This window comes from Streptomyces sp. NPDC016677 (assembly GCF_055562815.1).
Genome location: NZ_JBVHEO010000001.1, coordinates 256,681 through 268,701, shown reverse-complemented (window position 1 = coordinate 268,701; position 12,021 = coordinate 256,681). Strand labels below are relative to the sequence as shown.

Genomic DNA, 12,021 nt, shown 5'->3' with positions numbered 1-12,021 from the left:
CAGGATGGACCACCGGCTCTCCCCCGAACTGGAAGAACTGCGCCGCACCGTCGAGGAGTTCGCGCACGACGTGGTGGCCCCCAAGATCGGCGACTTCTACGAGCGGCACGCGTTCCCGTACGAGATCGTCCGCGAGATGGCCCGGATGGGCCTGTTCGGCCTGCCCTTCCCCGAGGAGTACGGCGGGATGGGCGGCGACTACCTCGCCCTCGGCATCGCCCTGGAGGAACTGGCCCGGGTGGACTCCTCGGTGGCCATCACCCTGGAGGCCGGCGTCTCGCTGGGCGCGATGCCGGTCCACCTGTTCGGCACCGAGGAGCAGAAGCGGACCTGGCTGCCGAAGCTGTGCTCCGGCGAGATCCTCGGCGCCTTCGGGCTGACCGAGCCGGACGGCGGCTCGGACGCGGGCGCGACCCGGACGACGGCCCGGCTGGACGAGGCGTCCGGCGAGTGGGTGATCAACGGCACCAAGTGCTTCATCACCAACTCCGGCACCGACATCACCGGCCTGGTCACGGTCACGGCGGTCACCGGCCGCGCACCGGACGGCTCCCCGCGCATCTCCGCGCTCATCGTGCCGTCGGGCACCCCCGGCTTCACCGTCGCCCCGCCGTACTCCAAGGTCGGCTGGAACGCCTCGGACACCCGGGAGCTGTCCTTCGAGGACGTCCGGGTGCCGGCCGGCAACCTGCTGGGCGAACAGGGCCGGGGCTACGCCCAGTTCCTGCGCATCCTCGACGAGGGCCGGATCGCGATCGCCGCGCTGGCCACGGGCCTGGCCCAGGGCTGTGTGGACGAGTCGGTGAAGTACGCCAGGGAGCGGCACGCCTTCGGGCGGCCCATCGGGGCCAACCAGGCCATCCAGTTCAAGATCGCGGACATGGAGATGAAGGCGCACACCGCCCGGCTTGCCTGGCGGGACGCGGCGTCGCGGCTGGTGGCGGGCGAGCCGTTCAAGAAGGAGGCGGCACTGGCCAAGCTGTACTCGTCGACCGTCGCGGTGGACAACGCCCGGGACGCCACGCAGATCCACGGCGGGTACGGATTCATGAACGAGTACCCGGTCGCCCGGATGTGGCGGGACTCCAAGATCCTGGAGATCGGCGAGGGGACCAGTGAGGTGCAGCGGATGCTGATCGCGCGGGAGCTGGGCCTGGTGAGCTGAGGCTGGCCGCGGACGCGGAACGTGGAGCGGAACCCTGGACAAAACGATCTGAGGTTAGGCTAACCTACCTCCGAATTGTCCGGCGGACGCTCCGCCCCGTTCGAAACGAGCCACCCATGTCCAACGCCAGAGCCATCCATCTGACCCGTCGCGGCGTCCTCGCGGCCGGCGGCGCCCTCGGCCTCGGCGCCGCGCTCACGGCCTGCGGCGGCGACGAGAACGGTGGCTCGGCGGACGGGAAAGCCTCCGCGGCGTCCGGCCCCTGGTCCTTCGAGGACGACCGCGGCACCACGGTGGAGCTGGACCGGGTCCCCACGGGCATCGTCGCCTTCACCGGCGTCGCCGCCGCGCTGTGGGACTACGGCGTCCAGGTCGAGGGCGTCTTCGGGCCGACGACGACGAAGGACGGCAAGGCCGACGTCCAGGCCGGCGACATGGACGTCAGCAAGGTGACCGTCCTCGGCAACGCCTGGGGCAAGTTCAACGTCGAGAAGTACGCCGCCCTCGCCCCCGAGGTGCTGATCACCACGACGTTCGACGACGCGGGCACCCTGTGGTCGGTCCCGGAGGAGTCCAAGGACAAGATCGCCAAGCTGGCCCCGAGCGTCGCCGTCTCCGTCTTCGACCGTCAGCTCACCGAGCCGCTCCAGCGGATGTGGGAGCTGGCCGAGTCACTGGGCGCCGACATGAAGGCGGACAAGACCGTCCAGGCCAAGAAGGACTTCGAGGCCGCCGCCGAGCGGCTGCGCAAGGCGGCCAGGTCCCGCCCCGAGATCAAGGTGCTGGCGGGCTCCGCGAGCCCCGACCTGTTCTACGTCTCCGGCACCAACCTCTCGGTCGACCTGGAGTACTTCAAGGCCCTCGGCGTGAACTTCGTCGAGCCCTCCGAGGCCGCCAAGAAGGCGACCGGCGGCTGGTACGAGTCGCTGAGCTGGGAGAACGTCGACAAGTACGCGGCGGACGTCATCGTCATGGACGACCGCACCTCGGCGACCCAGCCGGCCGACATCGCCGAGGGCACCTGGAAGAAGCTGCCCGCGGTCAAGGCCGGCCAGGTCATCTCCCGCTCCCCCGAGCCGATCCTGTCCTACGACAAGTGCACGCCGCTGCTGACGAACCTCGCGGAAGCCATCGAGAAGGCCAAGAAGGTCAGCTGACCCGCCCCTCCTCCGTTCGAGCCGCCCGTCCCCCTGGACGTGGCGGCTCGGCGCGTTCCGGACGCCTGTTGCCACACTTCCGAGATTTAGTTAGGTTAGCCTTACCTAAGTAAATCGACCGGAGGAGGCTCCCGTGACCTTCACCTTCCGTCCCCTGGACCCGCTGAAGGACGCCGCGTTGGTGCACCGGTGGGTCACGCACCCGCAGGCCGCCTTCTGGCTGGCGCGGGACGCGAAACTGGTGGACGTCGAGCGCGCCTGCATGCGGATCGCCGCCGACGAGCGCCACCACGCCCTGCTGGGCCTGCGCCGCGGCGTGCCCGTCTTCCTCATGGAGACCTACGACCCGGCCGTACTGCACGAGTCCGAGCCCGGCGACATCGGCCTGCACCTCCTGGCCTCCCCGGCCTACAACCCCGTACCCGGTCTGCTGCTCAGGGCCGCCCTGACCCACCTGTTCGCGGACCCGGCCGTCCGCCGCGTCGTCCTCGCCCCGGACGCGGCCGGCCCGGCGACGGAGCACAAAGCCCCTCTCGCCTTCCGCACCCGGGAAGAGTTCTACGCGGCGGCCCCGGCTCCCGCGGTGTCCCCGAAGACCGCGAAGACCGCCACGACCACCACGACCCCGATGGCCGCGTGAGCGGGCGCCCTCCCCCGCGGGGCACGCGCCGGGGGACAATCCCCGCATGGCGGAAATCATCCAGAAGGACGGCACCTGGGCCTTCGACGGGGACGCCCTGCGCCTGACACCCGGCCGGGACCGGAGCGTCGGCCTGCTCCGCAGGGAGCTGGGCGAACTCGTCGTGCCGCTCGGCGCGTTGGCGGGCATCTCCTTCGAGAAGGGCAAGAAGGCCGGACGGCTGCGGCTGAGACTGCGCGACGGCGCCGACCCGCTGCTGCACGCCACCGGCGGCCGGCTCACCGAGCCGCACGACCCGTACCAGCTGATCGTCGAGGCCGACCGCTACGGCGTGGCCGAGTACTTCACCGAGGAGATCCGCACCGCGCTGCTCCTGGACGAGGTGCCGGCCGACCCGGTCCGCGAGTACCTGCTGCCGGGCCCGCCCGTCCCCCTCTCCGTCTCCGCCGGGGACGGCACCGCCGCCTTCGACGGCGAGCGGGTCCGCCTGGAGTGGAACTGGAAGACGGAGGACGCCAAGGCCGCCGCCGGCTCCCGCGTCCTGCCCCTGGCCGACATCACCGCCGTCGAATGGCTGCCGTCGGTCGGCCTGGAAAACGGCCACCTGCGGTTCACCGTCCGCGGGGCGCCGACCAAGGCCCCGCCCAAGTACGACCCGAACGCCGTCGAGCTGTGGGGGTTCAAGAAGGACCCGCTGATGGCCCTGGTCGCCGCGGCCGTGCAGGCCCGCCTCCCGCACCCCTCCGGCCGCCAGGCCGAGGCCGCGCCCGGCGTCCCGGCCCTCCCCGCCGCGGCGGCCCCGGCCCCCGTCGAGGACGACCACGACGCGCTGCTGCGGCGGCTGCGGGAGCTGGGCGAGCTGCACCGCGACGGGGTCCTGACCGACGACGAGTTCGCCCTGGCCAAGGCGGCCCTGCTCAAACGGATGTGACGCTCACCGGGACCGGCGGGCCACCGTGAAGTGGTCGACCTGCTCGCCGGTCTCGGCGATGCCCCGCACCTTCAGCGTGGCCGTGCGGCCCTTGGCGGCCGGGGTGACGTCGACGCGCAGGAAGGAGTAGTCGAGGTAGCGCACCCGGGACCAGGCGACGGTCTCGCTTCGCCTGCCGCCGTCGACGCAGACGAACGACGAGACGGACTCGTCGTCCTTGACGGCGCCCTCGTAGGACTCGTCGGCGCTGAAGGCGTACAGGCTCTTGCCGGCCGCGCCCGCGGTGACGTAGACGACGCCCTCGGTCTCGGGGTAGGCGGTGCCGCCGATGGGCAGTTCCTTGGCGACCTCGCCGCCCTTGAGGACGTCGGTGCGCTCGTAGACGTGGTTGTGGCCGTTGATGACCAGGTCGACGGTGTACTTCTCGAAGAGCGGCACCCACTCGTCACGCACCCCGCCCTCGGAGGCGTGGGCGGTGGCGGTGCAGTAGGCGCAGTGGTGGAAGAAGACGACGATGAAGTCGATGTCCTTGTCGGCCCGGTAGGCCTTCAGCCGCCGCTCCAGCCAGGTCGTCTGGGTGCCGCCGGAGATGCCGAGGTTGGCCGGGATCTCGAAGGAGATGTCGTTGGCGTCCAGCGAGACGACCGCCGTGTTGCCGTGCGTGAAGGAGTAGACGCCGGGGAGGCTGGCCTTGTCCGGGCCGTTGTCGGGCAGCTCCCAGCGGGCCTCCTCGCCGCCGTAGCCGTTGGGCGAGTACCAGGCCTCCATGTCGTGGTTGCCGTACGCGACCATCCACGGGACCGACTTGGCGACCGACTCGGTCTGGTGCAGGAACTGGTCCCACACCCGGGAGTCGAAGCCGGTGTCGGAGGTCTTGCCCTGCCCGGCCGGGTCGCCGTAGGCGATGTCGCCGGCGTGCAGGTGGAAGGCGGGGTTCTGGGCGAGGATCAGGGCGTCGTTGGCGAGGCCGTGGTAGCTGACGCCCTGGTCGCCGAAGGCGGTGAAGGTGAACGGCTCCGCCTTGGCGGGGGCCGTGGTGAAGGTGCCGAGGGTGCCGGCGAGGTGGGCCTCGGCCGGGTCGAAACCGGCGTGGCCGACACCGTAGTAGTAGGTGCGGCCCGGCTTGAGCCGGCTGAGCCTGGCGTGCAGGTAGTACTGGGTGTGGTCGCCGCTGGCGCCGACCCCGGCGGGCGTGTGGAGGGCGCGGACCTCGGCGTCGATCTTGCGGGAGAGGTCCCAGGGGTGGGCGCCGATCCGGATGAACGGCTTCCTGACGGCGACCGGGACCTGCCAGGAGACGGTCATCTCGGTGCGCGGGTCGTTGCCGTAGGCGAGGTGGCGGCCGAAGGGGGCGACCAGGGCGCCGTCGACGGTCTCGGTGGCCGGAGCCGTGTGCCGCGTCGGTACGGCGGCCTGGGCCGTGCCGCCCGCCACGAAGGTGCCGCCGGCCACGGCCCCGAGCGTGACCGCCCCGCCCCGCACCAGCGTGCGGCGCGAGAACCTGGCCCGCAGGTACTCGTGCTGCTCGGCCATGCTCATCCGCGCGGCCAGCCGCTCGGGAACGCCCATACGAGGAATATCCATGGCGCTTGAAACTGGTCTCCCGAGGCAACGAATTTCCGGCTGCGGGATGGACAGCCGGCAAACAGCCCCTCATGAGAGTTTCAACAGGTACGTGCCCGAAATCGGGCAGGATTCTTGCGCGGACGCCGACTGTCCCCCAGGATCTACCGGGTGCACGACGAACTCGTTGATCATCTGACGCGGTCCACGCCCCTCAACCGGGGCGAGGCGCTGCGCGTGGTCCAGGACGTGCTCGCCTACTTCGACGAGACGACCGAGGAATTCGTCCGTCGCCGCCACCGCGAACTCCAGGCCCAGGGCCTGGTGAACGCGACGATCTTCGAACGGATCAAGGCGGAACTCACTTACCGGGCGGTCGCACCGCCGGAGCTGACGCTCCGCCAGCTGCGCCGCATCGTCTACGGCTGAGGGACAGCGTTTCTATGTGCGGAATCGTCGGATACATCGGCAGGCGCGACGTGGCGCCCCTGCTCCTGGAGGGCCTCCAGCGCCTGGAGTACCGGGGCTACGACTCGGCGGGCATCGTGGTGACCTCGCCGAAGGCGGCCGGCCTGAAGATGGTCAAGGCCAAGGGCCGGGTCCGCGACCTGGAGGCCAAGGTCCCGGCGCGCTTCAAGGGCACCACCGGCATCGCCCACACCCGCTGGGCCACCCACGGCGCCCCCTCCGACGTCAACGCCCACCCGCACATGTCGGCCGACGACCGGGTCGCCGTCGTCCACAACGGCATCATCGACAACGCCGCCGAGCTGCGCCGCAAGCTGGAGGCAGAGGGCGTCGAGTTCCTCTCCGAGACCGACACCGAGGTCCTCGTCCACCTCATCGCCCGTTCGGGCGCCGAGGAGCTGGAGGACCGCGTCCGCGAGACCCTCCGCCTGATCGAGGGCACCTACGGCATCGCGGTGATGCACGCCGACTTCCCCGACCGCATCGTGGTCGCCCGCAACGGCTCCCCGGTCGTCCTCGGCATCGGCGAGAAGGAGATGTTCGTCGCCTCCGACATCGCCGCGCTGGTCACCCACACCCGGCAGATAGTCACCCTCGACGACGGCGAGATGGCCACCCTCAAGGCCGACGACTTCCGCACGTACACCACCGAGGGCACCCGCACCACCGCCGAGCCGACCACCGTGGAGTGGGAGGCCGCCTCCTACGACATGGGCGGCCACGACACCTACATGCACAAGGAGATCCACGAGCAGGCCGAGGCGGTCGACCGCGTCCTGCGCGGCCGGATCGACGACCGCTTCTCCACGGTGCACCTCGGCGGCCTCAACCTGGACGCCCGCGAGGCCCGCCGCATCCGCCGCGTGAAGATCCTCGGCTGCGGCACCTCGTACCACGCGGGCATGATCGGCGCCCAGATGATCGAGGAGCTGGCCCGCATCCCCGCCGACGCCGAGCCCGCCTCCGAGTTCCGCTACCGCAACGCCGTCGTCGACCCCGACACCCTCTACGTCGCCGTGTCCCAGTCCGGTGAGACGTACGACGTACTGGCCGCCGTACAGGAGCTGAAGCGCAAGGGCGCGCGGGTGCTCGGCATCGTCAACGTGGTCGGCTCGGCCATCGCCCGCGAGGCGGACGGCGGCATGTACGTGCACGCCGGGCCCGAGGTCTGCGTCGTCTCCACCAAGTGCTTCACCAACACGACGGTCGCCTTCGCGCTGCTCGCCCTGCACCTCGGCCGCACCCGTGACCTGTCCGTGCGGGACGGCAAGCGGATCATCGAGGGGCTGCGCAAGCTGCCCGCGCAGATCTCCGAGATGCTGGAGCAGGAGGAGGACATCAAGAAGCTGGCCGCGCAGTACGCCGACGCCCGCTCGATGCTCTTCATCGGCCGGGTGCGGGGCTACCCGGTGGCCCGCGAGGCGTCGTTGAAGCTCAAGGAGGTCTCGTACATCCACGCCGAGGCGTACCCGGCCTCCGAGCTGAAGCACGGCCCGCTCGCGCTGATCGAGCCGGCCCTGCCCACGGTGGCGATCGTCCCCGACGACGACCTGCTGGAGAAGAACCGCGCCGCGATGGAGGAGATCAAGGCCCGCAGCGGCCAGATCCTCGCGGTCGCCCACCAGGAGCAGGAGAAGGCCGACCACACGATCGTCGTCCCGAAGAACGAGGACGAACTCGACCCCATCCTGATGGGCATCCCCCTGCAACTCCTCGCCTACCACACCGCGTTGGCCCTGGGCCGGGACATCGACAAGCCGCGCAACCTGGCCAAGTCGGTGACGGTGGAGTAGGGCAGGAGCGGGGCCTCCCGCCCCCACGCGTCCCTACGCGCGGACTCCCGCACAGCAGACGGCCCCTCACGTGTGCCCACGGCACGCGGGGGGCCGTTCCGGGTCGCCGGGAAGCCGCCCGACTCCCGGCCGACGCTGCCGACCGGCGGCCGTCACTCCCCGGTCGATGCCCCCTTTATGCCCTTCACAAGGGCACGAACACCTCTACGCGGCGGTAGGTTCCGGCGGACTGGCGGACCGTCAGGGAATGACCACCACGGGCCGCTGGGCCCGCTTGGCGAGCCGCCCGGCGACCGAGCCGAAGAGACGCCCCACGAGGCCGTGGGTGGACCCCACGACGATGGCGTCGGCCTCGTACTCCCGCCCCACCTCTTCGAGTTCGTGGCAGATGTCGCCGCCGCGCTCGACCAGGATCCAGGGGACCTCGGTGAGATAGTCCGCGCAGGCCAGTTCCAGCCCGAGGACCTCGGTGCGGTGGTCGGGCACGTCCACGAAGACGGGCGGCTCACAGCCCGCCCAGACGGTGGTGGGCAGCCTGTTGGCCACATGGACGATGATCAGGCCCTGTGCCTGCCGCCGTGCCATGCCGATGGCGTAGGCGAGGGCGCGTTCACTGGACGTGGAGCCGTCGAAGCCCACGACGACACCGTGCTTGAAGGCGGGGTCGCACGCTTGACGCGGCTCGGACTCCGCCAGGGGATCGGCCGCCGTCGGATCGGCGACCGGCCGCTTGCGGTCCGCGGGTTCGAAGAATTCGTGACCGGCCATGGCTGTCTCGGCGTTTTGATCCTTTATGGGTGGACCGACAGGGTGCGGCGGAGCTGTGTCCGAATCAGTGTCCGGGAATCATCTTCCCAACCCCATACCCCCAAGGGTACGGCGGCACGCCTCCTTCGCCCAGTTCCCGGCGGGCTCCCCGACGGGGTTCCCCGGAGCATGCACGAGGGGGCGCCCGTTACGCAATGGTTGCTGCGCTGTACAGGCGGTTCGCACAGGATTCACGCGCGCGTACGCCTCTCGTACGGAAGCCCGGGTAGGCCGGCCCGACCTGGGGCGCCCGTCCGCCCGTACGGACATCGACCCCCGGTGAACCCCCTTCAGGGAGCACGCGCGTCCGGACCGGACCACCCTTCCCCCGCACCGGCCACCCGGACTCTCCCGGTTTCCCCGGCCCCGCCGGGGGGCCTCCGACCCCCGGCGGGGCCGAGACTTCCCCGCGGGTGCCGGCGGCGGGACGGGAGCGCGCGGGAGCGGACGGAGCACCGCCGGGGGCACACCGGTCGCCTGACCGGTTTCCGTACACGCGCCCGTTCCTTTTCGGCCAACTTCGGCGCATGGCGCATCCCTGCCGGGAACCACCCCCCAATCCCCGTTCCACCTGCACGGAAAGGGTCTCGAGGGCCCTGCGCACCCTACGGGGATTGGCCACTGCCACAAGGCGTACTTCCCTGCGGCGCCCCGGAGTGCAACGCTTCGTGATCGAATGCTTCACGCCAAGTTGCCATGTCGACAATGTCCCAAGTGCCGAACCGGCCACCCCGGCACGACGGGACGCAGTAGATTCGATCTTGATTGTCTACGGCGGGGGACAAGTGCAGGACCGAGGGGAAACGTGCTGGAGCGACAGGCCCGACAAGTTAGGGGCGCCGCGACCACCGAGGGGGGCTTAGCAGTATGAGCCACGACTCCGCTGCCGCGCCGGAAGCCGCGACCCGGAAGCTCTCCGGGCGACGCCGCAAGGAGATCGTCGCGGTGCTGCTGTTCAGCGGCGGCCCCATCTTCGAGAGTTCCATACCGCTGTCGGTGTTCGGCATCGACCGACAGGACGCCGGCGTGCCGCGCTACCGGCTGCTGGTGTGTGCCGGGGAGGACGGCCCGCTCAGGACCACGGGAGGTCTGGAGCTGACCGCGCCGCAGGGTCTTGAGGCGATCTCCCGGGCCGGCACCGTGGTGGTGCCCGCCTGGCGGTCGATCACCTCACCGCCCCCGGAGGAGGCGCTGGACGCGCTGCGCCGGGCGCACGAGGAGGGCGCGCGCATCGTCGGCCTGTGCACCGGCGCGTTCGTGCTGGCCGCGGCGGGGCTGCTGGACGGCCGTCCGGCCACCACCCACTGGATGTACGCGCCGACGCTCGCCAAGCGCTACCCGTCGGTGCACGTCGACCCGCGGGAGCTGTTCGTCGACGACGGCGACGTGCTGACCTCGGCGGGCACCGCCGCCGGGATCGATCTCTGCCTGCACATCGTGCGCACGGACCACGGCAACGAGGCGGCCGGCGCGCTCGCCCGGCGCCTGGTGGTGCCGCCGCGCCGCAGCGGCGGCCAGGAGCGCTACCTGGACCGCTCTTTACCGGAGGAGATCGGCGCCGACCCGCTCGCCGAGGTCGTCGCCTGGGCGCTGGAGCACCTCCACGAGCAGTTCGACGTGGAGACGCTCGCCGCGCGCGCGTACATGTCGCGCCGGACCTTCGACCGGCGCTTCCGCTCGCTGACGGGCTCGGCGCCGCTCCAGTGGCTGATCACCCAGCGGGTGCTCCAGGCGCAGCGGCTGCTGGAGACGTCGGACTACTCGGTGGACGAGGTCGCCGGCCGCTGCGGCTTCCGGTCGCCGGTGGCGCTGCGCGGCCACTTCCGCCGCCAGCTCGGCTCCTCCCCGGCCGCGTACCGCGCCGCCTACCGCGCCCGCCGGCCGCAGGGCGACCGCCCGGCGGAGGGCGGTGAGCGGGCCCCGGCCCCGGCCGAGGCGGCCGGTCAGCACCCGGCCCCGCTGCACCCGGAGGGCGGCGTCCCGTTCCAGACCCGCCGCCCCGCCCCGCACCTCGCCCCCGCGGAACCCGACCGCGAGGCCTACGCGGGCCCCCGCCCCAGCCTCCCGGGCCAGCGCAGCGCCCCCTGACGTCCCCCGCACGCCGGGCGGCTCCCAGGGCCCGCCCGGCGACCGAGGGGGCGGACGTCGGGGAGGGCGGCCCTGGGAGACCGAGACGACCGCACCGACGCCGGGGGCCGACGCGGCGGACGTCGCCCCTCCAGCCCGCCCGACGCTCGGGGACGAGGCCGTCCGGGCCGGAGGCGGGGGTCCGGGCCGAAGACAGGGGTCCGGGGGCGGCGGCCCCCGGTGGGGCCCTGGGGCCCGCACCGACGCCGGGGGCCTGAACGGGCGACGTCAGCCGTAGGGTGTTCGCATGAACGATCGCATGGTGTGGATCGACTGCGAGATGACCGGCCTCTCGCTGTCCGACGACGCGCTCATCGAGGTGGCCGCCCTCGTCACCGATTCCGAGCTGAACATCCTCGGCGACGGCGTGGACATCGTCGTCCGCCCCCCGGAGCAGGCCCTGGAGACCATGCCGGACGTGGTGCGCCAGATGCACACCGCCTCCGGCCTCCTCGCCGAACTGGAGCACGGCACGACGCTGGCCGACGCCGAGGAGCGGGTCCTGGCGTACGTGAAGGAGCACGTCAAGGAGCCCGGCAAGGCTCCGCTGTGCGGCAACTCCGTCGGCACCGACCGCGGCTTCCTGCTCCGTGACATGCCGACCCTGGAGGACTACCTCCACTACCGGATCGTCGATGTGTCCTCGATCAAGGAGCTGGCCCGCCGCTGGTACCCGAGGGCCTATTTCAACAGCCCCGAGAAGAACGGCAACCACCGCGCGCTCGCCGACATCCGCGAGTCCATCGCCGAGCTGCGCTACTACCGCGAAGCCGTCTTCGTACCGCAGCCCGGACCCGACTCCGAGACCGCCAAGGCCATCGCCGCGAAGCACATCGTGCGCGCCGAATAGGGGCGCCACGGAAGCGTGGCGCGAGCACCCCTTCGGACCCTGTACACTTTTTCTCGGCCGGTCGGGGAAACCAGACGGAATCCCAGCACCGGTCATGGTGGGTGTAGCTCAGCTGGTAGAGCACCTGGTTGTGGTCCAGGAAGTCGCGGGTTCAAGTCCCGTCACTCACCCTGACAGGGAAGCCCCTGGTACGCGGATGACGCGGACCAGGGGCTTCGTCGTCGTTCCGCCCCGGCCGCCCGGCCGCCCTCTCCCGGTCCTTTCTCGCCAACCCCGGGAACGAGAGAAGCAGTTCACCGGTTCGCATCTCGTACGCAACGAGTAGTGTCCAGAGTTGATCGAGTGAATGACCATCCTGGTGGGACTGGAGTGGGGTTCGGGTGCGTCGGACGGATCTGATGGGTGAGGCCTCGTGAGCCTCTGGAGCGGTCGCCGGGCCAGAAGGCGGTCGGCCGGGCCGGCGCCGGACCGGCGGACCGGGCACCCCGCCGGCCCCGGGAACGGCGAGCCCTCCGGACCG

General features: G+C 71.3%; 10 protein-coding genes and 1 tRNA gene. 9 read left to right on the top strand and 2 right to left on the bottom strand.

The window, feature by feature from the left end; all coding sequences use genetic code 11:
• Positions 1-4: 4 nt before the first annotated feature.
• The 4 genes from ACZ3IG_RS01155 to ACZ3IG_RS01140 all read left to right on the top strand — a co-directional run bounded on the left by ACZ3IG_RS01155 (position 5) and on the right by ACZ3IG_RS01140 (position 3,893).
• Positions 5-1,165, top strand: coding sequence for an acyl-CoA dehydrogenase family protein (locus tag ACZ3IG_RS01155; RefSeq protein ID WP_467427845.1), 1,161 nt, complete (start codon positions 5-7; stop codon positions 1,163-1,165).
• Between the two features lie 116 nt (positions 1,166-1,281).
• Positions 1,282-2,322 (top strand): ABC transporter substrate-binding protein, encoded by a 1,041-nt coding sequence (locus ACZ3IG_RS01150; protein ID WP_467427843.1) that lies wholly within the window; start codon positions 1,282-1,284, stop codon positions 2,320-2,322.
• A 133-nt stretch (positions 2,323-2,455) separates the two neighbouring features.
• On the top strand, positions 2,456-2,962 hold the full coding sequence (locus tag ACZ3IG_RS01145) for a GNAT family N-acetyltransferase (protein WP_467427842.1): 507 nt from the start codon (positions 2,456-2,458) through the stop codon (positions 2,960-2,962).
• A 46-nt stretch (positions 2,963-3,008) separates the two neighbouring features.
• Complete coding sequence (locus ACZ3IG_RS01140) at positions 3,009-3,893, top strand: DUF4429 domain-containing protein (protein WP_467427841.1); 885 nt, start codon at positions 3,009-3,011, stop codon at positions 3,891-3,893.
• 3 nt (positions 3,894-3,896) lie between these two features.
• Here the strand turns inward: ACZ3IG_RS01140 and ACZ3IG_RS01135 are convergent, their stop codons facing one another.
• A complete protein-coding gene (locus ACZ3IG_RS01135; RefSeq protein WP_467427840.1) occupies positions 3,897-5,462 on the bottom strand; it encodes a purple acid phosphatase family protein in 1,566 nt (521 codons plus the stop codon).
• Between the two features lie 165 nt (positions 5,463-5,627).
• On the opposite strand from ACZ3IG_RS01135, the gene ACZ3IG_RS01130 reads away from it, so the two are divergent.
• Positions 5,628-5,885 (top strand): hypothetical protein, encoded by a 258-nt coding sequence (locus tag ACZ3IG_RS01130; RefSeq protein ID WP_215167748.1) that lies wholly within the window; start codon positions 5,628-5,630, stop codon positions 5,883-5,885.
• Positions 5,886-5,899: 14 nt separating this feature from the next.
• Positions 5,900-7,717, top strand: a complete 1,818-nt coding sequence (glmS, locus tag ACZ3IG_RS01125; RefSeq protein ID WP_467427838.1) for a glutamine--fructose-6-phosphate transaminase (isomerizing) — start codon at positions 5,900-5,902, stop codon at positions 7,715-7,717.
• A gap of 240 nt (positions 7,718-7,957) precedes the next feature.
• Here the strand turns inward: glmS and ACZ3IG_RS01120 are convergent, their stop codons facing one another.
• A complete protein-coding gene (locus tag ACZ3IG_RS01120; RefSeq protein ID WP_467427837.1) occupies positions 7,958-8,485 on the bottom strand; it encodes a universal stress protein in 528 nt (175 codons plus the stop codon).
• Between the two features lie 906 nt (positions 8,486-9,391).
• Between ACZ3IG_RS01120 and ACZ3IG_RS01115 the strand changes: the two genes are divergently transcribed.
• The 3 genes from ACZ3IG_RS01115 to ACZ3IG_RS01105 all read left to right on the top strand — a co-directional run bounded on the left by ACZ3IG_RS01115 (position 9,392) and on the right by ACZ3IG_RS01105 (position 11,671).
• The gene (locus ACZ3IG_RS01115; protein WP_467427836.1) at positions 9,392-10,612 is read left to right on the top strand and encodes a helix-turn-helix domain-containing protein; all 1,221 of its coding nucleotides are present in this window, start codon (positions 9,392-9,394) and stop codon (positions 10,610-10,612) included.
• Positions 10,613-10,898: 286 nt separating this feature from the next.
• On the top strand, positions 10,899-11,501 hold the full coding sequence (gene orn, locus ACZ3IG_RS01110) for an oligoribonuclease (protein ID WP_467427833.1): 603 nt from the start codon (positions 10,899-10,901) through the stop codon (positions 11,499-11,501).
• Positions 11,502-11,598: 97 nt separating this feature from the next.
• A tRNA-His gene (locus ACZ3IG_RS01105) sits at positions 11,599-11,671 on the top strand.
• The last annotated feature ends 350 nt before the right edge of the window (positions 11,672-12,021 follow it).